The sequence below is a fragment of the Pseudomonas bananamidigenes genome (genome assembly GCF_001679645.1).
GTDB lineage: Bacteria > Pseudomonadota > Gammaproteobacteria > Pseudomonadales > Pseudomonadaceae > Aquipseudomonas > Aquipseudomonas bananamidigenes.
This window is the reverse complement of record NZ_LRUN01000047.1, coordinates 36,310-59,384: the sequence shown is the minus strand read 5'-3', so window position 1 is coordinate 59,384 and position 23,075 is coordinate 36,310. Positions and strand designations below refer to the sequence as shown.

Annotated in this window: 24 protein-coding genes; 13 read left to right on the top strand and 11 right to left on the bottom strand. The window is 60.9% G+C overall.

Going from position 1 to position 23,075, the window contains the following annotated elements:
- Window positions 1-34: 34 nt before the first annotated feature.
- The gene (locus BBF94_RS17085) at window positions 35-802 is read right to left on the bottom strand and encodes a TerC family protein (protein ID WP_065260160.1); all 768 of its coding nucleotides are present in this window, start codon (window positions 800-802) and stop codon (window positions 35-37) included.
- Between the two features lie 70 nt (window positions 803-872).
- A complete protein-coding gene (locus BBF94_RS17080) occupies window positions 873-2,180 on the bottom strand; it encodes a CitMHS family transporter (protein WP_065260159.1) in 1,308 nt (435 codons plus the stop codon).
- Window positions 2,181-2,597: 417 nt separating this feature from the next.
- Between BBF94_RS17080 and BBF94_RS17075 the strand changes: the two genes are divergently transcribed.
- From BBF94_RS17075 to BBF94_RS17065, 3 genes are read left to right on the top strand one after another with little or no spacing between them, the layout of a single operon-like run.
- Window positions 2,598-3,611, top strand: a complete 1,014-nt coding sequence (locus BBF94_RS17075; RefSeq protein ID WP_065260158.1) for an AAA family ATPase — start codon at window positions 2,598-2,600, stop codon at window positions 3,609-3,611.
- Window positions 3,608-4,114 carry a hypothetical protein gene (locus BBF94_RS17070; RefSeq protein ID WP_065260157.1) on the top strand — a complete coding sequence of 169 codons (507 nt, stop codon included), beginning with the start codon at window positions 3,608-3,610 and terminating at the stop codon, window positions 4,112-4,114. The genes BBF94_RS17075 and BBF94_RS17070 overlap by 4 nt, the downstream gene beginning before the upstream one ends.
- A gap of 18 nt (window positions 4,115-4,132) precedes the next feature.
- Window positions 4,133-4,534, top strand: coding sequence for a GFA family protein (locus tag BBF94_RS17065; protein ID WP_065260156.1), 402 nt, complete (start codon window positions 4,133-4,135; stop codon window positions 4,532-4,534).
- Here the strand turns inward: BBF94_RS17065 and BBF94_RS17060 are convergent, their stop codons facing one another.
- Window positions 4,535-4,861 (bottom strand): DOPA 4,5-dioxygenase family protein, encoded by a 327-nt coding sequence (locus BBF94_RS17060; protein WP_065260155.1) that lies wholly within the window; start codon window positions 4,859-4,861, stop codon window positions 4,535-4,537.
- An 84-nt stretch (window positions 4,862-4,945) separates the two neighbouring features.
- On the opposite strand from BBF94_RS17060, the gene BBF94_RS17055 reads away from it, so the two are divergent.
- Entirely contained in the window at window positions 4,946-5,611 is a 666-nt protein-coding gene (locus tag BBF94_RS17055; RefSeq protein ID WP_065260154.1) for an NAD(P)-dependent oxidoreductase, read from the top strand.
- Here BBF94_RS17055 and BBF94_RS17050 read toward each other — a convergent pair whose 3' ends face one another.
- Window positions 5,612-6,562 (bottom strand): choline sulfate utilization transcriptional regulator, encoded by a 951-nt coding sequence (locus BBF94_RS17050; protein WP_065260153.1) that lies wholly within the window; start codon window positions 6,560-6,562, stop codon window positions 5,612-5,614.
- Between the two features lie 114 nt (window positions 6,563-6,676).
- On the opposite strand from BBF94_RS17050, the gene betC reads away from it, so the two are divergent.
- The 3 genes from betC (at window position 6,677) to BBF94_RS17035 (ending at window position 10,894) form a co-directional block, all read left to right on the top strand.
- Entirely contained in the window at window positions 6,677-8,191 is a 1,515-nt protein-coding gene (gene betC, locus BBF94_RS17045; protein WP_065260152.1) for a choline-sulfatase, read from the top strand.
- A gap of 16 nt (window positions 8,192-8,207) precedes the next feature.
- A complete protein-coding gene (gene choX, locus BBF94_RS17040) occupies window positions 8,208-9,125 on the top strand; it encodes a choline ABC transporter substrate-binding protein (RefSeq protein WP_065260151.1) in 918 nt (305 codons plus the stop codon).
- A 200-nt stretch (window positions 9,126-9,325) separates the two neighbouring features.
- The gene (locus tag BBF94_RS17035; RefSeq protein WP_065260150.1) at window positions 9,326-10,894 is read left to right on the top strand and encodes a SulP family inorganic anion transporter; all 1,569 of its coding nucleotides are present in this window, start codon (window positions 9,326-9,328) and stop codon (window positions 10,892-10,894) included.
- Window positions 10,895-10,999: 105 nt separating this feature from the next.
- On the opposite strand, the gene aroE is transcribed toward BBF94_RS17035, so the two are convergent.
- Both aroE and hemF read right to left on the bottom strand, forming a co-directional pair.
- On the bottom strand, window positions 11,000-11,821 hold the full coding sequence (gene aroE / locus BBF94_RS17030) for a shikimate dehydrogenase (RefSeq protein WP_065260149.1): 822 nt from the start codon (window positions 11,819-11,821) through the stop codon (window positions 11,000-11,002).
- A gap of 9 nt (window positions 11,822-11,830) precedes the next feature.
- Window positions 11,831-12,745, bottom strand: coding sequence for an oxygen-dependent coproporphyrinogen oxidase (gene hemF, locus BBF94_RS17025; RefSeq protein WP_065260148.1), 915 nt, complete (start codon window positions 12,743-12,745; stop codon window positions 11,831-11,833).
- 151 nt (window positions 12,746-12,896) lie between these two features.
- On the opposite strand from hemF, the gene BBF94_RS17020 reads away from it, so the two are divergent.
- Window positions 12,897-13,874 (top strand): NADPH:quinone reductase, encoded by a 978-nt coding sequence (locus BBF94_RS17020; RefSeq protein ID WP_065260147.1) that lies wholly within the window; start codon window positions 12,897-12,899, stop codon window positions 13,872-13,874.
- Between the two features lie 49 nt (window positions 13,875-13,923).
- On the opposite strand, the gene BBF94_RS17015 is transcribed toward BBF94_RS17020, so the two are convergent.
- The 3 genes from BBF94_RS17015 to BBF94_RS17005 all read right to left on the bottom strand — a co-directional run bounded on the left by BBF94_RS17015 (window position 13,924) and on the right by BBF94_RS17005 (window position 16,742).
- The gene (locus BBF94_RS17015; RefSeq protein ID WP_065260146.1) at window positions 13,924-14,481 is read right to left on the bottom strand and encodes an L-threonylcarbamoyladenylate synthase; all 558 of its coding nucleotides are present in this window, start codon (window positions 14,479-14,481) and stop codon (window positions 13,924-13,926) included.
- Window positions 14,482-14,536: 55 nt separating this feature from the next.
- The gene (gene dprA / locus BBF94_RS17010; protein WP_065260145.1) at window positions 14,537-15,637 is read right to left on the bottom strand and encodes a DNA-processing protein DprA; all 1,101 of its coding nucleotides are present in this window, start codon (window positions 15,635-15,637) and stop codon (window positions 14,537-14,539) included.
- A 79-nt stretch (window positions 15,638-15,716) separates the two neighbouring features.
- Window positions 15,717-16,742: a LysM peptidoglycan-binding domain-containing protein gene (locus BBF94_RS17005; RefSeq protein WP_065260144.1), complete on the bottom strand. Its 1,026-nt coding sequence runs from the start codon at window positions 16,740-16,742 to the stop codon at window positions 15,717-15,719.
- A gap of 170 nt (window positions 16,743-16,912) precedes the next feature.
- On the opposite strand from BBF94_RS17005, the gene def reads away from it, so the two are divergent.
- The 5 genes from def to BBF94_RS16980 are packed head-to-tail and all read left to right on the top strand — an operon-like array spanning window position 16,913 to window position 21,477.
- A complete protein-coding gene (gene def / locus BBF94_RS17000) occupies window positions 16,913-17,419 on the top strand; it encodes a peptide deformylase (protein ID WP_065260143.1) in 507 nt (168 codons plus the stop codon).
- Between the two features lie 57 nt (window positions 17,420-17,476).
- Window positions 17,477-18,436, top strand: coding sequence for a methionyl-tRNA formyltransferase (gene fmt / locus BBF94_RS16995; protein WP_065260142.1), 960 nt, complete (start codon window positions 17,477-17,479; stop codon window positions 18,434-18,436).
- The gene (rsmB, locus tag BBF94_RS16990; protein ID WP_065260141.1) at window positions 18,433-19,743 is read left to right on the top strand and encodes a 16S rRNA (cytosine(967)-C(5))-methyltransferase RsmB; all 1,311 of its coding nucleotides are present in this window, start codon (window positions 18,433-18,435) and stop codon (window positions 19,741-19,743) included. The genes fmt and rsmB overlap by 4 nt, the downstream gene beginning before the upstream one ends.
- Window positions 19,744-19,765: 22 nt before the next feature.
- Window positions 19,766-21,142 carry a Trk system potassium transporter TrkA gene (gene trkA / locus BBF94_RS16985; RefSeq protein ID WP_065260140.1) on the top strand — a complete coding sequence of 459 codons (1,377 nt, stop codon included), beginning with the start codon at window positions 19,766-19,768 and terminating at the stop codon, window positions 21,140-21,142.
- 20 nt (window positions 21,143-21,162) lie between these two features.
- Window positions 21,163-21,477 carry a tetratricopeptide repeat protein gene (locus BBF94_RS16980; RefSeq protein WP_065260139.1) on the top strand — a complete coding sequence of 105 codons (315 nt, stop codon included), beginning with the start codon at window positions 21,163-21,165 and terminating at the stop codon, window positions 21,475-21,477.
- 50 nt (window positions 21,478-21,527) lie between these two features.
- Here BBF94_RS16980 and BBF94_RS16975 read toward each other — a convergent pair whose 3' ends face one another.
- Entirely contained in the window at window positions 21,528-22,415 is an 888-nt protein-coding gene (locus BBF94_RS16975) for a lysophospholipid acyltransferase (protein ID WP_065260138.1), read from the bottom strand.
- A gap of 40 nt (window positions 22,416-22,455) precedes the next feature.
- Entirely contained in the window at window positions 22,456-23,013 is a 558-nt protein-coding gene (locus BBF94_RS16970) for a DNA-3-methyladenine glycosylase I (RefSeq protein ID WP_065260137.1), read from the bottom strand.
- Between the last annotated feature and the right edge of the window lie 62 nt (window positions 23,014-23,075).

Below are 23,075 nucleotides of genomic sequence, written 5' to 3'. Positions count from 1 at the left end.
CGAAGGCCCTTTGATCATCAGCGCAACGTTGCGGTTACTGACCCGGAACATCCTTGCGCAGTTTCACCGGATCCTGCTGTTTTTTCTTGCGGGCAATCGCGCCGCGCATCTTGATGTTGATCGCTTCGACCGCCAGCGAGAAGCCCATGGCGAAGTAGACGTAGCCTTTCGGTACGTGAACGTCGAACGCTTCGGCGATCAGCACGGTGCCGACCACCAGCAGGAACGACAGCGCGAGCATTTTCAGCGACGGGTGCTTGTCGATGAACTCGCTGATCTTGCCCGAGGCCGCCATCATCACCAGCACCGCCACGACGATCGCCGCCACCATTACCGGGACATGGGAGACCATGCCGACGGCGGTGATCACCGAGTCCAGCGAAAACACGATGTCGATGATCGCGATCTGGATGATGGTGTAGAAGAAGTTGCCGCCCTTGCCCGAAGGCGCATCATCGCTTTCGTCCTCGCCTTCCAGCGCGTGGTACATCTCCTGGGAGCTTTTCCACAGCAGGAACAGGCCACCGAAGAACAGGATCAGGTCGCGACCGGAAATGCCCTGACCGAACACCACGAACAGGTCGGCAGTGAGGCGCATGACCCAGGTGATCGACAGCAGCAACAGGATCCGCGTGATCATGGCCAGGCCAAGACCGAAAATCCGGGTGCGCTGCTGCATGTGTTTGGGCATGCGGCTGACCAGGATCGAAATCATGATGATGTTATCGATGCCCAGGACGATCTCCAGGGCGGTCAGGGTGAAGAAGGCAACCCAGATTTCGGGGTTGGTCAGCCAATCCATGTGTATTCCTTTGAGCGAGTGTTGAACCCGTACGCCGGCAGGCCGCCGGCGTACGGGTGATTTGATGCCGTTACAACGTGCTGAACAGCGGGAACGTCCCCAACAGCAGTGCGGCGGCCAGTATGCACAGGCAGACCAGCACTGCCCACTTCAGGGTGAAACGCTGGTGATCGCCGAACTCGATCCCGGCCAGTGCCACCAGCAGATACGTCGACGGCACCAGCGGGCTCAGCAGGTGAACCGGCTGCCCGACGATCGAGGCGCGGGCCATTTCCACTGCAGTGATGCCGTAGTGGCTGGCTGCTTCCGACAGCACCGGCAGCACACCGTAGTAGAACGCGTCGTTCGACATGAAGAACGTGAACGGCATGCTCACCAGCGCGGTAATCACCGCCAGGTACGGGCCGAGGAAATCAGGGATCACCGCCAGCAGGCTTTTCGACATGGCATCGACCATGCCGGTGCCCGACAGGATACCGGTGAAGATGCCCGCCGCGAAGATCAGACTGACCACCGACAGCACGCTGCCGGCGTGAGCGGCGACACGATCCTTCTGCTGTTGCAGGCAAGGGTAGTTGACGATCATGGCAATACTGAACGCCACCATGAACAGCACCGGCAGCGGCAGCAGGCCGGCGATCAGGGTGCACATCAACGCCAGGGTCAGCAGGCCGTTGAACCAGATCAGTTTCGGACGGCGGGCATCCGGGAACTGCGACACGCTGATTTCGCTGTGATCGATTTCGTCGCCGATCAGGTGCAGCTCACCCAGACGCGCACGCTCACGTTTGCCGTAGAAGTAGGCAATGATCAGGATCGCCACCACACCCGCGCACATGGCCGGGATCATCGGCACGAAGATGTCCGACGGGTCCACGTGCAGCGCACTCGCGGCACGGGCGGTCGGGCCGCCCCATGGGGTCATGTTCATCACGCCGCCGGCGAGGATGATCAGGCCGGCCATGATTCGCGGGCTCATGCCGATGCGGCTGTACAGCGGCAGCATGGCGGCCACGCAGATCATGTAGGTAGTCGCGCCGTCACCGTCGAGGGAAACGACGAGCGCCAGGACGGCGGTGCCGACCGACACTTTCAGCGGGTCGCCCTTGACCAGTTTGAGGATCTTGCGCACGGCCGGGTCGAACAGGCCGGAGTCGATCATCAGGGCGAAGTACAGAATGGCGAACATCAGCATCACGCCGGTCGGCGCAAGCTTGGTAATGCCTTCGAGCATCATCGGGCCGATCTTCGGCGCGAAGCCACCGAACAGGGCGAACAGGATCGGGATGATGATCAGAGCGATCAGCGCGGACAGGCGCTTGGTCATGATCAGGAACATGAACGTGATGACCATGGCGAAGCCAAGGAAAGTCAGCATGGGAAAACTCCAGGCGTAGCGCGGCTAGGTAAGTAAGCGGATCGAGGGGGGATCAGCGCAGAACGGGAAGCACGAGACGTACGGGCGGAGTTGGAGCGAGGAGGCGGGCTACAGAGGACATCAGAATCACCATTGTTGTTGTTAATCGGGCCTGACATGCGAGCAATGACATGCGTTGGCCAACCGGTCTGTTGCCGGTGGTGGCGGCGATCCTAATGGGGCAACCTTTCAACTACCTTTCGCTGATGAAAGGTCTGACAGAAGGCTCGGACAATGTCGTGCAACAAGTGAATCTGCAGTGGAGCGTGATCGTAAGACCATTCCGGAGATTTTGAAGGGCCATGTCCATCGCTGTATGGAAGGCATTCGCAATGCTAGGCTTGCGACCACTGCAAAGTTCGTGAGGAGCTCCAACCAATGCTCAACAGCGTTGATTTAGATAATTTCGGCCCGTTACAGAACATTCGCTGGAGCAATCTCTCGAACCTGAACCTGATCATTGGTGCAAACAGCGCTGGCAAGACCTTTCTGCTCAAAGCGCTCTATTGCACGATGAGGACACTTGAAGAGTACCAACGCGGCAATGACCAGCGTTCGGCCGCAGAAATCCTGACTGACAAGCTTTATTGGACATATCAGGCCGACAAGATTGGCGATCTGGTAACAAAAAGTGCAGACGGCCCTCTGTCCTGCAGAGTCAAAGTGGATGCGCGTGAATTTCGTTACAGCTTCGGCAAGGACACGACGAAGAACATCGCTACTCTCGAAAACCATGTCCCACCACGGAGCAGCAACTCCATTTTCCTTCCTCCCAAGGAAGTGCTCTCACTGCAACACATCATTCTGAAAAGCCGCGATATCGATAAAGACTTCGGCTTTGACGACACCTACTACGATTTGGCCAAAGCCCTGCGTCTCGTTCCTACAAAAGGAAAAAATCACGCGCACTTCGCAAAAGCGCGCGAGAACCTCGAAGAAATGTTCGGCGGCAAAGTCGAATTTGATAGCAGTGCGAATCGATGGCAGTTCAAGAAAGGCAATCAGAAGTTCCAGATCGGATCAACGGCTGAAGGCATCAAGAAAATTGCAATTCTTGATACTTTGCTGGGCAATCGTTTCTTGACGAAAGACTCCATGGTATTCATTGACGAACCGGAGTCTGCTCTCCACCCGGTAGCCATTTCCAGACTGGTGGAAATCATTGTTTCTCTTGCCGGAAGTGGCATTCAGTTTTTCATTGCCAGTCACTCGTACTTCGTCATCAAAGCTTTGTATCTGGCAGCCCAGAAACAGAAAGTATCCATACCGGTCCTGTCATCCATTGAGGGCGAATGGGTAGGTGATGATTTGCTCAAAGGAATGCCGACCAACCCGATCGTTGATGAATCAATTCGACTTTACGAGGAAGAAGTGGAGCTGGCGTTGGGATGAGTATTTCAATCCAGGAATCCGGAATGAATTTCGGACCTTACTCTCAGGACAAGTGTTTCCCGATCGAGACCAGTCCGCTTTTCACCAGACTGGGAAAAGGGTTGAAGGTCTCTGAATTCGTTTTATTGCGAAATGCACCTGACAATACTCAAGCGGCGTGGTTCATAGAGGCAAAATCGAGTGCTCCACAGGAGCATGCGATCTACGTTGAGGAAATCCGACAGAAATTCACGAACTCGGTACAACTGACATTCGCCGCCTGTCTCAAGCGTCACGAGGACACAGAGGATCTGCTACCTCTGGAGTTCAGGAAGCTGAATCTTGGAAAGTGTTCTGTAAAGTGTGTTCTGGTAATCCGCAATTTTCGAAAGGAATGGATTGCGCCACTACAGGAGTCATTGAACAGAGAAATGAGGACGCTGATAAAAACCATGGGCTTCAGCCCTGCCTCGGTAGTGGTCATTAACGACGAGAAAGCCCGCGAACTCAATCTGATCACCTGACGCGAAGGTGAAGTCCTCATGAGCCTTTTGCACACAGGCGGCTGCCATTGCGGACATATCCGCTATCAGTTCAGCGGAGCGTTGCGCGACATTGCCCACTGTCATTGTTCGATTTGTCGAAAGGTCAGTGGCGGCATCGTCACCACCTGGATCACGCTGCCAGCGGCGAATTTCCAATGGCTGACCGGAACACCTTCACGCTATGACTCGTCAGCCAGTTGCGCACGGTTCTTCTGCCCGAACTGCGGTGCACAACTGGCGCTGGTGACATCGCTCAGCCCCGAGAGCATCGATCTGACCATCGCCACGCTCGATCACCCGGAACAAGCCGCCGCCGAGCGGCATATCTGGATCGACAGCCAATTGCCGTGGCTGCACCTGGACGAGCATTTGCCCGGCGAGCCCGAAGAAACCATCTGATCAAAAAACAGACAGGTCCAGCGGTCGCATCGCACCCATCCAGATTGCGTGCTCGGTGTGATCGAGCAAGTCATCGCCGGTGTCCGGGTGCAGAAACACCACCAGTCCCTTGCGATGGAGTGCCAGCCACGGCAGCACATCGCCAATCAGCTCCGGACCGAAGGCCAGCTGGCAACTCCAGTCCGGATGCGGGCCCACCGGGCGTTCATGCATGCGGCCCATCTTCAATGGAAACAACGCTGCCGCCTGCTCACACAGCGTCCGCGCCTGTTCGATGGTGCCGGCGTCGTAATAAACGTGGGCGTGGTAACCCTTGATCGTCTGCATCGCAAACCCTCTGAATCGGTTCGAACCCTTGGCGTTGGCAATATGTCACACGCCATACAATGGAAATCAAAAGGGACCTCAGCCATGAAAAATGCCGAAACCCCGGTGGTGAAGGTGGTGCTCTATGGTGCCATGAGTAGCCTGGGCAGTGCGTTGATGGCTGAACTGCTGCGCCGTCAGCACGAAGTCATCGCCATCCTCGACGACCTGACCGCCCTCGCGCCACGCCCGGGCCTGCGCACCAAGGGCGGTGATCTGTTCGATGCCGAACGGGTCAACCAGAGCGTGGCCGGCAGCTCGGCGGTGATCTGCCTGTTGGATGCGCCGGGCCTGCCGTTCAGCAGCGATCATGTGGAAAAGTCCGTGGTGCTCGGGCCGGTGGAGCAGGTGCTGGCGGTGGATGCGCTGATCGATGGTTTGCAAGCGGCGAGCGTATCCCGGTTGTTTGTCGTGGGGGATTTCGCGCTGCTGGACGAACCGGGTCCGGATGATCGCTTGCAACGCCACGCCGCCGGGGAAATCCGCGAGGCCCTGCAAGGCAGCTCACTGCGCTGGACGTTGGTCGATGCGCCCCGTGGAGTGGCGGGGCTGACCATCGAGCATTTCAGCCAGGTCGGCGCAACGCTGGAGCCGGGCCTGGCCGAACCGTTGGAGCGTCTGCACCGGGTGGCGGTCGGAATTGCCGATGAACTGCGTCTGAACCTGCATACAGGCGAACATGTGAGTTTTGTTGCCGCATCGAAGCCTTGATCACACAGCGATCGAAGGCAACGCCATGCCCGTCAGCGACTGCGCGCTGCTGGCCTGTTCGGCCATCAGCCAATCGACATACCGCTGAATCAACGCCCCCCGGCGTTTGCGCTGGGGTAGTACCACGTAATAGCCGAGGCGGGAGAGGGTGGTCTCGGCAATTGGCCGGCACAACAAGCCCTGCGCCAGCAAGTTATCCACAAGGTGCCGCCAGCCAATCGCCACGCCCTGACCGCCAATCGCCGCTTGAATCAGCAACGTGTAGTTGTCGAAACGCAGTTGGCCCGGCGCGGGCGGCGTGTGGATTTCCAGTGCGCGAAACAAGCCGCTCCAGTCGAACCAGTTACTGCTGTTTTCGCCACGCAAGTGCAGCAGCGGGAACTCCAGCAGCCCTTGGGGCGGCAAGGGCAGAACGCGATCCTTGAGCAATTGCGGGCTGCACACCGGAAACACTTCTTCGCTGAACAGCCAGTGACTTTCGCCCTGTTTGAAGCGACCGTCGCCGAACAGCACGGCAACGTCGATGTCCGGCCGGAGCATGTTGTGATTGCGCTCGCTGGTGACCAGGCTGACATCGACCTGCGGATTGGCTGCGTGAAAACGATGCAGACGGGGCATCAACCAGTAGGCGGCGAAGGCGAAGTCGGTGGCGACCTGCAACACTTCATGCTGTTGCTGTGCGCTGATCGCACCCAATCCTGCGTCGATATTCTGTAAACCGAGGGTAACTTGCTCGAAAAGGATTGAACCAGGCTCGGTCAGTTCGATGCCTCGATAAATCCGGTCGAACAGCCGCGTCCCGAGCTGTTCCTCCAACCGTTTGATCTGCTGGCTGATGGCCGGCTGAGTGGTACCAAGCTCCACAGCGGCGGCGGTAAAACTGCGATGACGGGCCGCCGCCTCGAAAGCGCGCAGCAGGTCGAGGGACAGGTCACCGAGGGCTTCATACATAAGCTGTGCTTATCCTAGTCATTGTCCGGCACGGGCTTTACCAGAGATTGAGTGGAATCCATGCTCGATCACAGCAATATCGCATAAATATTCACTATGGAATGCCGCGATCACATGAAGCGCAAGAACATTCTCTTCATCATGGCCGATCAAATGGCCGCGCCAATGTTGCCTTTCTACGGCCCGTCGCCGATCAAACTGCCGAACCTGAGTCGTCTCTCCGAACAAGGCGTGGTGTTCGACGCCGCGTATTGCAACAGTCCGTTGTGCGCGCCCTCGCGTTTCACGCTGGTCAGCGGTCAATTGCCAAGCAAGATCGGCGCCTACGACAACGCCGCCGATTTTCCCGCCGACATTCCCACCTATGCCCATTACCTGCGTCGCCTCGGTTATCGCACCGCGCTGTCGGGCAAGATGCACTTCTGCGGCCCCGATCAACTGCACGGTTACGAGGAGCGCCTGACCAGCGACATCTACCCGGCCGACTACGGCTGGGCGGTGAACTGGGACGAGCCGGATGTACGACCGAGCTGGTACCACAACATGTCCTCGGTGCTGCAGGCCGGACCATGTGTGCGCACCAATCAGCTCGATTTCGACGAAGAGGTGGTGTTCAAAGCGCAGCAATACCTGTTCGACCACATCCGCGAGGACGGCGACCAGCCGTTCTGCCTGACCGTTTCAATGACGCACCCACACGATCCGTACACGATTCCCAAGGCATTCTGGGATTTGTACGACGAAGCGGATATCCCGCTTCCGACCACACCGGATCAGCATTCACTCGATCCGCACTCGCAACGTTTGCTCAAGGTCTACGACCTGTGGGACAAGCCGTTGCCTGTGGACAAGATTCGCGATGCGCGCCGGGCTTATTTCGGCGCCTGCAGTTATATCGACGCCAACGTCGGCAAACTCCTGCAAACCCTCGACGATTGTGGGCTGACGGACGACACCATCATCGTCTTCTCCGGCGACCACGGCGACATGCTTGGCGAGAAAGGCCTCTGGTACAAAATGCATTGGTTCGAAATGGCCGCGCGGGTGCCCCTGTTGATCAGTGCGCCCGGTCAGTTCAATGCAGGCCGTGTGGGCGCTGCAGTGTCCACCGCCGATCTGTTACCGACCTTCGTGGAACTGGCAGGTGGCAGCCTGGAGCCGGATCTGCCGCTGGATGGCCGCTCCCTGGTGCCGCATCTGCGAGGGCAGGGCGGTCACGATGAAGTGTTCGGCGAATACATGGCCGAAGGCACCGTCAGCCCACTGATGATGATCCGGCGGGGCGCTTTCAAATTTATCTACAGCGAAACCGACCCTTGTCTGCTTTTCGATGTGGATAACGATCCACGCGAAGAGGAGGAACTCAGCCAGTCACCGCAACATCGCCAACTGTTCGACGATTTTCTCGCCGAAGCACGGGCCAGATGGAACATTCCGGCCATTCATCGCGAAGTGCTCGAAAGCCAGCGGCGTCGGCGTTTTGTTGCCGAGGCGCTGACGATCGGCAAACTGAAGAGCTGGGACCACCAGCCGCTGGTGGACGCCAGTCAGCAGTACATGCGCAACCACATCGACCTCGATGACCTGGAGCGCAAGGCCCGTTATCCACAACCCTGCCAAAACCAATAAAGTCGAGGGGAAGTCCATGGTCAAGTTATCCACAGTTGTGACGGTCAGTGTGCTGGCACTGGGCAGCGCCAGCGCGTTCGCCGAGAGCTGCGACACGGTGAAAATGGCCGATCCCGGCTGGAGCGACATTGCCGCGACCAACGCCATCGCGGGCTTTCTGCTCGACGGCATGGGCTACAAGGCCAAGGTCGATACGCTCGCGGTGCCCATCACGTTTGGCGGCTTGAAGGACGGCCAGGTCGACGTCTTCCTGGGCAACTGGATGCCGGCGCAGCAGGGCTTCTACGACAAGTTCGTGGCCACCGGCGATGTCACGCAACTGGCGAAGAACCTCGACGGCACCGAATTCACCCTGGCCGTGCCGGACTACGTGTGGGATGCCGGTGTGCATGACTTTGCCGACCTGAACAAGTTCGCCGACAAGTTCGACCGCAAGATCTACGGCATCGGCTCCGGCGCTCCGGCGAACATCTCGCTGCAGGAGATCATCAGGAAAAACGATTTCGACATGGGTCAGTGGAAGCTGATCGAGTCCAGCGAACAGGCAATGCTGGCCGAAGTCTCGCGGGCGGTGAAGAAACAGAAATTCGTCACCTTCCTCGGCTGGACCCCGCACCCGATGAACGTGCAGCTGAAAATGCATTACCTCAAGGGTGGCGAGAAATACTTCGGCGACACCGGCAGTGTCTACACCCTGACTCGCAAGGGCTACGCACAGGCCTGCCCGAATGTGGGCAAATTGCTGACCAATCTTTCGTTCACGCAGGAGATGGAGAACAGCATCATGGCCGACGTGGTGAACAAGAAGGTCAGCAATGCCGATGCGGTGAAGGCCTGGATCAAGGCGAATCCGGGGGTGTTGGACAAGTGGCTCGACGGCGTGAAGACGGTGGACGGGAAGGATGCGTTGCCGGCCGTAAAAGCCCGGCTGTAAATCATTACCTCCGCTTTGTGGCGAGGGAGCTTGCTCCCGCTGGGCTGCGTAACAGTCCAAAAAACAGACAACGATGTATTTCTCATTGGCCGAGTCTGCGGGATCGGGAGTGCTGTGCACTCCAGCGGGAGCAAGCTCCCTCGCCACAATGATCAGCCCTGTACTGTTACGCTTGCGCAAAATTTCACCCGAGAGGATCCATGGCCTTCCCCAGCCGCCGCTCACTGTTCCCTTTCCTGGCCTGGCTGCCCCGGCAGACCCGCGCCAGCGTCGGACGGGACCTGATCGTAGGCCTCAGCGGTGCGATTCTCGCGCTGCCGCAGTCGATTGCGTACGCCCTGATCGCCGGTCTACCCCCCGAGTACGGCCTCTATGCGGCGATCATTCCGGTGCTGATCGCCTGTCTTTGGGGCTCGTCCTGGCATCTGATCTGCGGGCCGACGGCGGCGATTTCGATCGTGCTGTTCGCCAGCGTCAGTCCGCTCGCCGTGCCGACGTCGCAGGACTACATCACCCTGATCCTGCTGCTGACATTTCTCGCGGGGATTTTCCAGTGGCTGCTGGGGCTGTTGCGCTTCGGCGCGCTGGTGAATTTCGTCTCGCACTCAGTGGTACTGGGTTTCACCCTGGGTGCGGCGGTGGTGATTGCCATCGGGCAATTGCCGAATTTGCTCGGGCTGGATCTGCCGGCCAGGGCGACGGCACTGGCCAGCCTGCTGGATCTGCTGCGACATCTCGGGGCTGTGGATAAACCTTCGCTTGTCCTTGGCGCCGCTACGGTGGTGGTGGGCGTATTGCTCAAGCAACTGCTGCCACGCTGGCCGACGTTGTTGATAACGCTGGTCCTCGGCAGTCTGACGGTGTGGCTGTGGCCGACGATGTTCGGCCATGTTCATCTGGTCAGTGCCTTTATCGGGCGCCTGCCGCCGTTCAGCGGATTGCCGCTGGATATGGATCTGGTTTTAAGGCTGCTGCCCAGCGCCGTGGCGGTGGGCATGCTCGGGCTGGTCACCAGCCTGTCGATTGCCCGCTCGATTGCCGCACGCTCGCAACAATTGCTCGATGCCAATCAGGAAGTCCGCGCCCAGGGGCTTTCCAATATCGTCGGGGCGTTCTTTTCGGGCTCGTTGTCCGCCGGTTCGTTCACCCGTTCCGGACTGAGCTATGAGGCCGGCGCCTGTTCACCGCTGGCCGGGGTGTTTTCGGCATTGTGGGTGGCGCTGTTCGCGATTTTCGGTGCAGGGCTGATCGCGCACATTCCGATCCCGGCCATGGCCGGCAGCATTCTGTTGATCGCCTGGGGGCTGGTGGATCATCGCGGCATTCGTGCGCTGTTGCGGGTCAGTCGGGCCGAGTTTGTAGTGATGGGCCTGACCTGCGTCGCCACGTTGCTGCTGGAATTGCAGACGGCCATTTACGCCGGCGTGCTGGCTTCGCTGTTTTTCTACCTCAAGCGCACTTCGCAGCCGAGAGTGCAACATTGGCGCGATGGCGATGACGATGTGTTGCGGGTCGGCGGATCGATCTTTTTCGGCGCCAGCCACTACCTGCAAGTGCGCCTGCAACGGATGCACGGCACGCGGGTGGTGATCGAGGCGCAGCAGATCAACTTCATCGACTATTCCGGCGTGGAAATGCTCCATCAGGAAGCCCGGCGCCTGCTGCGCCAGGATCGCAGCCTGACCTTGCGTCAGGCGCGACCGCAGGTGGTGGAAGAGTTGCGCAAACTCGAAGGGCCGGAGAAATGCCCGATCCGCTTCGAGGACTGAAGAAGAACCCATTGTGGGAGCGAGCTTGCTCGCGATGGCGGTCTGTCTGTCAGATTGATTCTGGATCTGGCGACGTCATCGCGAGCAAGCTCGCTCCCACAGGTATTATTCCGTCAACTGCCGACGCAGTTCCGCCAGAACCGGCGTCGTGTCGGGACGTACGCCACGCCACAGGAAAAACGCTTCCGCCGCCTGTTCCGCCAGCATGCCCAAGCCATCCATCACCACGCCCGCGCCCTGTTCGCTGGCCCAGCGGCAGAACGCGGTCGGCTCCTTGCCGTACATCATGTCGTAGCACAGGGTCTTGCCCGGTTCGATCAGGCTCGCAGCAATGGGCGGCACATCGCCGCTGAGGCTGGCGGAGGTGGCGTTGATGATCACGTCCACCGGCTCGCGCAGCCAGTCGAAACCGCTGGCCGACACCGGCCCCAGATCGCAGAACAGCTCGGCCAGCCGCTCAGCCTTGTCCACGGTACGGTTGGCAATGATCATCGAGGCCGGTTTCTCCGCCAGCAACGGCTCCAGTGCGCCACGCACCGCGCCACCGGCTCCGAGCAGCAGGATGCGCTTGCCGGTGAGGCTGAACCCGGCGTTGACCGTCAGGTCCCGCACCAGCCCGGCACCGTCGGTGTTATCCCCGAGCAGGCTGCCGTCGGCGAGTTTGCTCAGGGTGTTCACTGCTCCCGCCCGTTGGGCACGGTCGGTCAGGCTGTTGGCCAGGCGGTAGGCCTCTTCCTTGAACGGTACGGTCACGTTGGCGCCGCGACCTTCGCGGAAAAACGCCGTGGCGCTGCCGGAAAAGTCGTCGAGCGGCGCCAGAAGGGTGCTGTAATCGAGGCTCTGCCCGGTCTGCTCGGCGAACAGCCTGTGAATCATCGGCGACTTGCTGTGGCCGATGGGGTTACCGAAAACGACGTAACGATCCATCAGAAATCCTCAGGCCTGGGCCAGCCAGTCGCGGTCTTGCAGGAAGTAGTCGGTCAGGCGTGCTTCTTCACTGCCCGGTTCGGCCTTCCAGTCATAGGCCCAGCGCACTTGCGGCGGCAGCGACATCAGGATCGACTCGGTACGCCCGCCCGATTGCAGACCGAACAGGGTGCCACGGTCGTAAACCAGGTTGAACTCGACATAGCGACCGCGACGGAATTCCTGGAACTCACGCTGTTTGGCCGTGAACGCATCATTCTTGCGACGTTGCACGATCGGCAGGTAAGCGTCGATGTAGGCATCACCGATGGCACGCATGAAAGCGAAACTGGTGTCGAAATCCCATTCGTTCAGGTCATCGAAGAACAGACCGCCGATGCCCCGTGGTTCATGGCGATGCTTGATGTGGAAATAGGTGTCGCACCAGGCCTTGTAGCGCGGGTAGACGTCCGCACCGAACGGCGCACAGGCCTGCTCGGCGACGCGGTGCCAGTGGATGCAGTCTTCTTCGTTGCCATAGTACGGGGTCAGGTCAAAGCCACCGCCGAACCACCAGACCGGTTCTTCGCCTTCCTTCTCGGCGATGAAAAAACGCACATTGGCGTGGGACGTCGGCACATGCGGGTTGTGCGGATGGATCACCAGCGACACGCCAAGGGCTTCGAAGCCGCGCCCGGCCAGCTCCGGACGATGGGCGCTGGCGGACGGCGGCAGACCGCTGCCGAAGACGTGGGAAAAGTTGACGCCGCCCTTTTCGATCACCGTACCGTTCTCGATCACCCGGGTGCGACCGCCACCGCCGGCCGCACGGGTCCAGGCGTCTTCGACGAAGCGTGTACCGCCGTCTTCGGATTCCAGCGCCGCGCAGATGCGGTCTTGCAGGTCGAGCAGATAGGCCTTTACGGCTTCGGTGCGGGTCGTCATGGCATCACCTTGGATCGGGCATCGCCCCGTGGGCGAGGGGCGGCGCAAATGGGCGCGTAGCATACCATCGCAGGCCGGCACGCCGCAGTTGACGAAGATCAAGCAGGGGAGTTCGATAGGGGCCTTCCGAATCGTCCCGAGGAGTAGGCAGATGGCCAAGCGAATCCAGTTCCGCGCCCATGGCGGCCCCGAAGTGCTCGAATACATTGACTACCAGCCCGCCGAGCCCGGCCCGCAGCAGGTCCGCGTGAGCAACAAGGCCATCGGCCTTAACTTCATCGACACCTACTACCGCAGCGGTCTGTATGCGCCGCCGGCATTGCCGTCGGGTGTGGGTGCGGAAGGCGCGGGCATCGTCGAGGCCGTGGGCAGCGCCGTTACCCGGTTCAAGGTCGGTGACCGCGTGGCGTACGGCAGCGGTCCGCTGGGCGCGTACAGCGACGTGCATGTCCTGCCCGAGGCGAATCTGGTGCACCTGCCGGACGACATCAGCTTCGAAACCGCAGCGGGCGTAATGCTCAAGGGTCTGACCGTGCAGTACCTGCTGCGCCAGACTTATGAACTCAAGGGTGGCGAAACCATTCTGTTCCACGCGGCGGCCGGCGGCGTCGGTTTGCTCGCCTGCCAATGGGCGAAAGCCCTGGGCGTGAAGCTGATCGGCACCGTCAGCTCGCAAGCCAAAGCCGAACTGGCCAAGGCCCACGGCGCCTGGGAAACCATCGACTACAGCCACGAAAATGTCGCGCAACGAGTGCTGGAACTGACCGACGGGAAGAAAGTCCCGGTCGTCTACGACGGCGTCGGCAAGGACACCTGGCTCGCCTCGCTGGATTGCGTGGCACCACGGGGGCTGCTGGTGAGTTTCGGCAATGCGTCCGGCGCGGTGGACGGGGTCAATCTGGGCATTCTGGCGGCGAAAGGCTCGCTGTACGTCACCCGGCCAACCCTGGCGACCTACGCCAACAACGCCGAGAACCTGCAGCGCATGGCGGATGAATTGTTCGGAATGATCACCAGCGGCAAGCTGAAAGTGGATATCGGTCAGCGTTATCCACTGGCGGATGCGGCGAAGGCGCAGACCGAGTTGTCGGCGCGGCGTACCACTGGCTCGACCATTCTGTTGCCATAGACCGAAGGTGGCGAGGGCGTTTGCTCCCTCGCCACAAATCACCACGGTGTCAGGCCGGGCGCACGACCTTGCCGGTAGCCAGATCGCGGATCAGGCTCGGGTTCTTGCGGCCGCCCAGCATGCCGCCCAGCACCAGATCGACCTGCCCGCGAAAATACTGCTCGACCCGCAAGCGACTCTTCGCCGCCGGCCGTCCCTGCGGGTTGGCCGAGGTCGAAATCAGCGGCCCCACCAGCGAGCACAGATCCCGCACCTGCGGATGATCGCTGACCCGCAGCGCCACGGTGTCATGCACACCGGTCACCCACTCCGGCAACAGGTTCTGGTGCGGCACCAGCCAGGTGTTCGGACCCGGCCAGGTACTGGCCATGCGGTCGATCCAGTCCTGGGGGAAATCCTCGAACAGGAAATCGAACTGCCGAATGTTGTCGGCGACCAGAATCAGTCCCTTGTCCACCGAACGGTTCTTGATCGCCAAAAGGCGATCCACCGCTTCTTCATTCCATGGATCGCACCCCAGCCCCCAGACGGCTTCGGTTGGATAGGCAATCACCGCCCCGGCGCGAATTTCTCGTGCGGCTTGTTGCACACGCCAACTGTTGACCATGAAAAAACTCTCCGCAAACAGGTTTCGCGCAGTTTACCGATCTTCAATGTAAAACCTAGCTTGCCCGTGCAAACCAGCGACCGTTTTCGCACACCGCTCGCCCCTCCATCTCCAGTTCGGTCAGTGCCGCCAGCACTTTGGGCAACGCCCAGCCACTGCTCTCGGCCAGCCCTTCGCTGGTGTGCGGGGCCGCATGCAGCAGGCGCAGCAACGGGCTGTCGGAGCCCGGCGCAGTCGCGGATGCCGGCAGGTACTGCCAGCCACGCAGGGCTTCGAGGATGTGTTCGACGGTCTCCACCAGCACAGCGCCATCACGGATCAACTGGTGGCATCCGCGCGCACCGGGATGGTGGATCGACCCCGGAATCGCGTAAACCTCGCGGCCCTGTTCCGCCGCCAGTCGCGCCGTGATCAGAGAGCCGCTGGCCACACTGGCCTCGACCACCAGCACGCCGAGGGACAAACCGCTGATGATCCGGTTACGCCTGGGGAAGTTGCTCGCCGTCGGTCCGGCGTCCAGTGGAAATTCCGAAAGCACCGCGCCGCCGGAGGCAATCATCGCGTCCGCCAGCCGTCGATTGCGCTGTGGGTAAAATTTTTCCAGCCCGGTACCCAGCACGCCGACGGTCTGCCCGCCGACGTCCACCGCCGCCTGATGGGCCGCTGCATCGATTCCCAGGGCCAGGCCACTGGTGATGACAAAACCGGCTCCGGCCAGACTCCGGGAAAACGCCGCCGCCGTGTCCATGCCCGGACGCGAGGCACGTCGGCTGCCGACCATCGCCAGTTGCGGTTTTTCCAGAATGGCGGGATCCCCGGCGACAAACAGCAAGGGCGGTGGATCAGGAATCTGCGCCAGCAACGCCGGGTAATCCGCCTGGTCCCACATCAACAGATGCTGCCGTGGCCGCTCCAGCCAGCGCAGTGCGTGGCTGGCGCCGTCGCGCACTTCAGGACAGCGGCGAGCTTCGGCGCTCGCCGCCGGCAATCCCAGCGAGCGCCAGGCACTGGCCGGCGCGCTGAGGGCCTTGGACGCAGAACCGAACGCTTCGAGCAATCGGGCAAAACGTTTCGGGCCGATTTCCGGCAGGCGGTGCAGGCGCAAACGCGCCTCCAGTTCCGCCGGGGAAACCGACGTACAGACAGGCATCATCATGGATCATCCTTGATCGTCATCAGCCCCGAACCCTTCGGGACAAGCTGTGGATAACTCTGTTGGTAACTTGTGAAGTCAGCTAAGGATTTCGCACCTTGTCCAGCACTGCCAGCGAGCGCGACGCGTTCAGGACGAGGCCGTAACTGAGCTTGTCGTAGGTACGGAACACCATCAGCAATCCGGCACGTTCATCGGGGATTTTCAGCGGCTGACCGGTGATCCGGTCGCGTACGGTTTCCCCGGTTTTCATCACCACCAGCACATTGCCCTCGGCGAGTCCGTCGCGCTTGCCCTTGTTGAGTGTCACCACGTCCATCGCGCCGATCTGCGTGACGCCACGCGGCACATCGATGATCAGGCCGTTGATGTCGGTGGCGGGAGCACTGGGCATGAAAGTCGAGTTGATCGAACGCTCTTCGCCACCGAACAGACGGTCGCCGAGGCGTACTTCCTGGGTCGTGCGTTGCAGGGCGAGGGTGGCGACGTCGCCTTCGGTGGCGACGATTTCACCGCCGCCGACATCGTCGGCGTTGATCCCCAGAAACTCCTTGGTCTGTGGATCGGTATAGACCTTGCCCTGACGGAAGATGCCGTAGACCGGCTGGCCCGGATCGAAATGGCCACGGGCGAAGATCCGGTCGCCGGTGCCGCTGAGCACGCGCTCCGCATCGCCGGCGACGATGTACGGCGCCTTGTCGAAGTCCTCGACCTTGTCGACGATCCGGTTGCTCAGCAGAAAGCTGTTGATGGATTTGAGCGGAATGCTCGGAATCGCCTCGGCCACCGGGCTGCTGCGGATCCTGGGCGAAAGTTTGATGGTGCCGCGCGACGCCCCGCGATTGAGGGTCAGACGTGGCTGGCCGTTGACGTAACTGAGCGTCAGGGTGTCGCCCGGATAGATCAGGTTGGGGTTTTCGATCTGCGGATTGGCCCGCCACAGTTGTGGCCACTGCCAGGGTTCGCGCAGATATTTGCCGGATATGTCCCAGAGTGTATCCCCCGAAACCACCGTGTATTGCTGTGGAAAACCTTCCTTGAGTTGCACTTGCCCGTATGCGGCGCCGGCCGAGGCCAGAAACAGCAGGGCGAGTAGTGATTTCCTCATGCGGTGAATCCCTTTATCATGTGCGTTCGCGTGAAACGCCAGAGCCCCCGTGGCTCGCTCCCTGCTCTACGCTGAAAAGCAAGGCGCTACGTTTCACAACGGTAGCCTGCATCTTCGGACCCGCCAGGCCATCGACCCGACTTTACCTCACACGTGCAGCAATCAAGCTTATGGCCATTTTGAACATCCTCGAATTTCCGGACCCGCGTCTGCGCACTATCGCCAAACCTGTGGCCGTAGTGGACGACGAAGTGCGTCAACTGGTCGATGACATGTTTGAAACAATGTATGAAGCGCCGGGCATCGGCCTTGCCGCGACCCAGGTCAACGTGCACAAACGTATCGTCGTGATGGACCTTTCCGAAGACCGCACCGAACCCCGGGTGTTCATCAACCCCGAGTTCGAACCGCTGACCGACGAAATGGAGCAATATCAGGAAGGCTGCCTCTCGGTGCCGGGCTTCTACGAAAACGTCGACCGCCCGCAGAAGGTCAGGATCAAGGCGCTGGACCGTGACGGCCAGCCATACGAACTGATCGCCGAAGGTCTGCTCGCGGTGTGCATCCAGCACGAATGCGACCACCTCAACGGCAAGCTGTTCGTCGATTACCTGTCCACGCTCAAACGCGACCGGATCAAGAAGAAACTGGAAAAGCAGCACCGCCAGAACGCTTGATGCCCCTCTCCAAAGGCTTGCCGCGGCAAGCCTTTTTCTTTTTACGAGATTCCCCCCATGACTGAGCCATTGCGCATCGTTTTTGCCGGTACCCCGGAATTCGCCGCCGAACATCTCAAGGCCCTGCTGGACAGCCCTTACGAGATCGTCGCCGTCTACACCCAACCGGATCGTCCGGCCGGTCGCGGACAAAAACTGATGCCGAGCCCGGTCAAACAACTCGCCCTGGAAAACAATATCCAGGTGTTGCAGCCGCCGACCCTGCGCAATGCCGACGCTCAAGCCGAACTCGCGGCATTGAAACCGGACTTGATGGTGGTGGTCGCCTACGGCCTGATCCTGCCGCAAGCGGTGCTGGATATTCCGCGTCTGGGTTGTATCAACAGCCACGCCTCGCTGCTGCCACGCTGGCGCGGGGCAGCACCGATCCAGCGCGCTGTGGAAGCAGGTGACGCCGAAAGTGGCGTGACCGTGATGCGCATGGAAGCCGGCCTGGACACAGGGCCGATGCTGCTCAAGGTCGTGACCCCGATCAGCGCCGAAGACACCGGCGGCAGCCTCCACGACCGCCTCGCCGAAATGGGCCCGCCCGCCGTCGTGCAGGCGATTGCCGGGCTCGCCGCCGGCACCCTGGAAGGTGAAGTGCAGAACGATGACCTCGCCACCTACGCCCACAAACTGAACAAGGATGAAGCACGCATCGACTGGAGCCGCCCGGCCATCGAGCTGGAGCGTCTGGTCCGCGCCTTCAACCCATGGCCGATCACCCACAGCACGCTCAACGGTGAAGCCCTGAAAGTGCTGGCGGCGACGCTGGCCGAAGGCAAAGGCGCGCCGGGCACCATCCTTGGCGCCAGCAAGGACGGTCTGCTGGTTGCCTGTGGCGAACAGGCGTTGTGCCTGACCCGCCTGCAATTGCCCGGTGGCAAGGCGCTGAACTTCAGCGATCTGTTCAACAGCCGTCGTGAGAAATTCGCCATCGGCACCCTACTGGGTGCAGCGGTGGACGCGCCATGAACCCGCGTCTGGCCGCCGCCAAGGCACTCGCCGCTGTCCTGAGCGGCAAGGCTTCGCTCAACAGCTCCCTGCCGGCACAACTGGACAAGGTCGAAGATCGCGACCGCGGTTTCACGCAGGATCTGGCGTTCGGCACTGCCCGCTGGCAACCACGCTTGTCGGCACTGGCGGAAAAACTGTTGCAGAAGCCGTTCAAGGCGGCGGACGCCGATGTCGAGGCGCTGCTGCTGGTCGGTCTCTATCAGTTGCTCTATACCCGCGTCCCGCCGCACGCCGCCATTGGCGAAACCGTCGGTTGCGCCGACAAGCTGAAAAAACCATGGGCCAAAGGTCTGCTCAATGCCGTGCTGCGCAATGCCCAGCGCGATCATGAGGCGATCTTCGCCGAACTGGAACGCGACCCTGTGGTGCGCACCGCCCACCCGCGCTGGCTGCAAAAATCCCTGAAGGCTTTCTGGCCTGAACAATGGGAAGCCATTTGCGAAGCCAACAACGCCCATCCGCCGATGATCCTGCGGGTCAACCGCCGTCATCACAGCCGCGACGCCTACCTCGGTCTGCTGACGCAAGCGGGCATCGCTGCGCAGCCGTGCACGTTCAGCCGCGACGGCATCGTGCTGGATGCCGCCGCTGATGTGCGCAGCCTGCCGGGCTTCGCCGAAGGCTGGATCAGCGTGCAGGACGAAGCCGCGCAACTGGCCGCCGACCTGCTCGATCTCGCACCGGGCCAACGGGTACTGGATGCCTGCTGTGCGCCGGGCGGCAAGACTTGCCACATCCTTGAAGCCGAACCGGCGCTGGCCGGTGTGGTGGCGGTGGACTTGGAAGCCAAGCGGCTGGTACGGGTGAAGGAAAACCTCGAACGCCTTGGCCTGAGCGCCGAACTGATTGCCGCCGACGGGCGCGACACTTCCGTATGGTGGGACGGCAAACCGTTCCAGCGCATCCTTTTGGACGCGCCGTGTTCGGCCACCGGGGTGATCCGCCGTCATCCGGACATCAAGCTGACCCGCCAGGCCGACGACATCGCCGCCCTCGCGCAACTGCAAGGCGAACTGCTTGACGCCATGTGGAAAACCCTCGAAGTGGGCGGCATCCTGCTCTACGCCACTTGCTCGACCTTGCCGACCGAGAACACCGAAGTGATCGCCGCGTTCCTTGAGCGCACGCCGGGCGCCCGGGAACTGGATCTGGCCACGCAGGCTGGAATCAAACAACCTCATGGTCGCCAATTGCTGGCCCGGCAGGGTGGGCATGACGGGTTCTACTACGCCAAGCTGATCAAGATCGCTGCCGCGCGCGGCTAAACGGATTCAATGGAGTGACGGGTTGAAAATCATCATCCTCGGTGCGGGGCAGGTCGGCGGTTCGCTGGCCGAACACCTGGCCAGCGAAGCCAACGACATCACCGTGGTCGACACCGATGGCGACCGTCTGCGCGACCTCGGCGACCGTCTCGATATCCGCACCGTACAGGGCCGAGGCTCGCTGCCGAGCGTGCTGCGCCAGGCTGGCGCCGACGACGCCGACATGCTGGTGGCCGTGACCAACAGCGACGAAACCAACATGGTCGCCTGTCAGGTCGCCCACACCCTGTTCCACACTCCGACCAAGATCGCCCGCGTACGTGAAGCTTCGTACCTGACCCGCGAAGAACAGCTGTTCCAGAACGAAGCGATTCCGGTCGACGTGTTGATCAGCCCCGAGCAAGTGGTCACCAACTACATCAAACGCCTGATCCAGCATCCCGGCGCCTTGCAGGTGATCGACTTCGCCGAAGGCCAGGCGCAACTGGTAGCGGTGCGCGCCTACTACGGCGGGCCGCTGGTGGGGCAGCAACTGCGTCAGTTGCGCGAACACATGCCGAATGTGGAGACACGGGTTGCCGCCATTTTCCGACGCGACCGCCCGATTCTTCCTCAGGGCGACACGGTGATCGAGGCCGACGACGAAGTCTTTTTCATCGCCGCCCGTGAGAACATTCGCGCCGTGATGAGCGAAATGCGCCGCCTCGACGAAACCTACAAACGCATCGTCATTGCCGGCGGCGGGCAGATCGGCGAGCGCCTGGCCGAGGCCATCGAAAGCCGTTACCAGGTGAAGATCATCGAGATGAACCCGGCGCGGTGCCGCTATCTTTCCGATACCCTCGACAGCACCGTGGTGCTGCAGGGCAGTGCGTCGGATCGCGACCTGCTGCTGGAGGAAAACATCGCCGACGCCGACATCTTTCTCGCGCTGACCAACGATGACGAGGCCAACATCATGTCATCGCTGCTGGCCAAGCGCCTGGGGGCGAAGAAGGTGATGACGATCATCAACAACCCGGCCTACGTCGACCTGATCCAGGGCGGCGACATCGACATCGCCATCAGCCCGCAACTGGCGACCATCGGCACCTTGCTGGCCCATGTGCGCCGTGGCGATATCGTCAGCGTGCACTCCCTGCGCCGTGGCGCGGCGGAAGCCATCGAAGCGGTGGCCCATGGTGATTCGAAGTCGAGCAAGGTCATCGGCAAGGCCATCGAGAACATTGCCCTGCCGCCGGGCACGACTATCGGCGCGATCATTCGCGATGAAGAAGTGATCATCGCCCACGGCGATACCGTCATCGCCGCCGGTGACCATGTGATTCTGTTCCTTGTGGATAAAAAGCATATTCGCGATGTGGAGAAGCTGTTCCACGTGGGACTGAGTTTTTTCTGACCGACCTCGAGGCGAAACCGATGATCGAATCCCTGGAAAAAATGCTCGCCAAGGGTGTGGATAACTCATTGCTGCGCTTCGGCCTCGGCAAGGGTTATCTGGATCAGGGGGAAAATGCGAAGGCGGCCGAACATTTTCAGCATTGCGTCGGTTTCGATCCGAAGTATTCGGCGGCCTGGAAACTGTTGGGCAAGGCGCAGTTGGCGCTGGGTGATCCGGCGGCTGCGCGACAGGCCTGGGAGCAGGGACTGGAAGCGGCCCGGGCCCATGGCGACAAGCAGGCCGAGAAGGAAATGACGGTGTTTCTGAAGAAGCTGGATCGGCAAAAGCCGTGAAGTCTGTGGATAACCTCGCAGGCGAGGTTATCCACAGATGAACGCGCGGCTCAGTACCAGCGCGCTTCGCCCGGCGGGCGCTTCTTGAAGCGTTTCATGCTCCACATGTACTGGCTCGGATAGGCCGCCACATAACGCTCGACCACCTGGCTCATTGCGGCGCAGGAGGTTCCGGTATCGGTGCTGTACATGGCTTCCGGCGCCGCTTCGAGGATCACCTTGTAACCGGAACCATCCGGCAGACGCAGGGCGTGCAGGAACACGCCGACAGCCTTGCCGCCGGCCAGCATGTTCGGCACGAACTTGCTGGTCAGGGCCTGGGTGGCGAAGAACGGCACGAAGATCCCGGCGGATTCGGCCGGCTCCGGGTCCGCCGGAATCCCCACCTGACCGCCCTTGCGCACCTCCTTGATGACACTGAGGATGCCTTCCTTGGTCGACGCCGCCACACGGTTGCCCAGTTGCACCCGCTGCTTGCGCAACAATTCATCCACAGCCTTGAGCTTCGGCGGACGATAGAAAATGATCGGTTTGCACTGGCTGCAATAGAAATGGTTGAGCACTTCCCAGTTGCCCAGGTGGCTGGTGATGCCGACCACACCTTTGCCCGACGCCAGCGCCTCCTTGAGGATGTCGAGGCCTTCGACTTCGCGTACCAGATCAATGGAACGCTGGGCCGGCCAGATCCAGGCGCAGGCGCTTTCGGTCAGGGACTTGCCGATGTCTTTCAGACTCTGCCCCACCAGACGCTCACGTTCGGCCGGGTCCATCTGTGGAAAACATTTGGCGAGGTTGATCCGCACCACATCGCGGGAACGGTTGGGGGTTTTCCACATGATCCAGCCGATCGCCGAACCCACGGCCTGCACGGCCCGCCACGGAAGCATGGCAAACAGCCGCAGAGCGCCGACCAGCATGGCGCCTTTAAACTTTTCCACAGGTCACTCCTGATCTTGTGCTGTGCGCGAGGCGGCCATTCTAACCGCCGTTGACCAACTGCGCGTAGCGGTCGCAATCCTGTGTGTGATCCATGACCATGCCCGAAGCCTGCATCAGGGCATAGCAAATGGTCGGGCCGACGAAGGTGAAACCGGCCTTTTTAAGGCCTTTGCTCATGGCCACGGCTTGCGGGGTAATGGCCGGGACTTCGCTGCGATCCTTGAAATGATTGATGATCGGGCGGTTATCCACAAACGACCAGAGGAACGCCACCGGGTCATCCAGTTCCAGCCACGCCTGAGCGTTGCGCCGGGCGGCATTGAGCTTGAGACGGTTGCGGATGATCCCCGGATCGAGCATCAACTCATCGATTTCCGCGTCGCTCATCTGCGCTACGCGCTGTACGTCGAAGCCGTACAACACCTCGCGATATCGCTCACGCTTGCGCAGCACGGTGATCCAGGAAAGCCCGGCCTGGAACCCTTCGAGCAAAAGCAACTCGAACAATCCCTGCGCGTCGCGTAGCGGCGTACCCCACTCCTGATCGTGGTAAGCCATGTACAGCGGATCATCGTTGCACCAAAAGCAGCGTGGCATAAGGCTCCAGGGGGTGGAGGTGCGACTGAATCGGGTATACTCCCGCTCTTTAAATCGCAGCC

What these genes read in the sequence shown, in the direction of transcription:
- BBF94_RS17060 (WP_065260155.1), bottom strand. Translation starts at nt 4,861, where the DNA reads ATGCAGACGATCAAGGGTTACCACGCCCACGTTTATTACGACGCCGGC.
- betC (WP_065260152.1), top strand. Translation starts at nt 6,677, where the DNA reads ATGAAGCGCAAGAACATTCTCTTCATCATGGCCGATCAAATGGCCGCG.
- BBF94_RS16980 (WP_065260139.1), top strand. Translation starts at nt 21,163, where the DNA reads ATGATCGAATCCCTGGAAAAAATGCTCGCCAAGGGTGTGGATAACTCA.
- BBF94_RS17085 (WP_065260160.1), bottom strand. Translation starts at nt 802, where the DNA reads ATGGATTGGCTGACCAACCCCGAAATCTGGGTTGCCTTCTTCACCCTG.
- choX (WP_065260151.1), top strand. Translation starts at nt 8,208, where the DNA reads ATGGTCAAGTTATCCACAGTTGTGACGGTCAGTGTGCTGGCACTGGGC.
- BBF94_RS17020 (WP_065260147.1), top strand. Translation starts at nt 12,897, where the DNA reads ATGGCCAAGCGAATCCAGTTCCGCGCCCATGGCGGCCCCGAAGTGCTC.
- BBF94_RS17065 (WP_065260156.1), top strand. Translation starts at nt 4,133, where the DNA reads ATGAGCCTTTTGCACACAGGCGGCTGCCATTGCGGACATATCCGCTAT.
- dprA (WP_065260145.1), bottom strand. Translation starts at nt 15,637, where the DNA reads ATGATGATGCCTGTCTGTACGTCGGTTTCCCCGGCGGAACTGGAGGCG.
- BBF94_RS17070 (WP_065260157.1), top strand. Translation starts at nt 3,608, where the DNA reads ATGAGTATTTCAATCCAGGAATCCGGAATGAATTTCGGACCTTACTCT.
- BBF94_RS17075 (WP_065260158.1), top strand. Translation starts at nt 2,598, where the DNA reads ATGCTCAACAGCGTTGATTTAGATAATTTCGGCCCGTTACAGAACATT.
- fmt (WP_065260142.1), top strand. Translation starts at nt 17,477, where the DNA reads ATGACTGAGCCATTGCGCATCGTTTTTGCCGGTACCCCGGAATTCGCC.
- aroE (WP_065260149.1), bottom strand. Translation starts at nt 11,821, where the DNA reads ATGGATCGTTACGTCGTTTTCGGTAACCCCATCGGCCACAGCAAGTCG.
- def (WP_065260143.1), top strand. Translation starts at nt 16,913, where the DNA reads ATGGCCATTTTGAACATCCTCGAATTTCCGGACCCGCGTCTGCGCACT.
- BBF94_RS17035 (WP_065260150.1), top strand. Translation starts at nt 9,326, where the DNA reads ATGGCCTTCCCCAGCCGCCGCTCACTGTTCCCTTTCCTGGCCTGGCTG.
- BBF94_RS17050 (WP_065260153.1), bottom strand. Translation starts at nt 6,562, where the DNA reads ATGTATGAAGCCCTCGGTGACCTGTCCCTCGACCTGCTGCGCGCTTTC.
- BBF94_RS17080 (WP_065260159.1), bottom strand. Translation starts at nt 2,180, where the DNA reads ATGCTGACTTTCCTTGGCTTCGCCATGGTCATCACGTTCATGTTCCTG.
- rsmB (WP_065260141.1), top strand. Translation starts at nt 18,433, where the DNA reads ATGAACCCGCGTCTGGCCGCCGCCAAGGCACTCGCCGCTGTCCTGAGC.
- BBF94_RS17015 (WP_065260146.1), bottom strand. Translation starts at nt 14,481, where the DNA reads ATGGTCAACAGTTGGCGTGTGCAACAAGCCGCACGAGAAATTCGCGCC.
- BBF94_RS16970 (WP_065260137.1), bottom strand. Translation starts at nt 23,013, where the DNA reads ATGCCACGCTGCTTTTGGTGCAACGATGATCCGCTGTACATGGCTTAC.
- BBF94_RS17005 (WP_065260144.1), bottom strand. Translation starts at nt 16,742, where the DNA reads ATGAGGAAATCACTACTCGCCCTGCTGTTTCTGGCCTCGGCCGGCGCC.
- BBF94_RS17055 (WP_065260154.1), top strand. Translation starts at nt 4,946, where the DNA reads ATGAAAAATGCCGAAACCCCGGTGGTGAAGGTGGTGCTCTATGGTGCC.
- hemF (WP_065260148.1), bottom strand. Translation starts at nt 12,745, where the DNA reads ATGACGACCCGCACCGAAGCCGTAAAGGCCTATCTGCTCGACCTGCAA.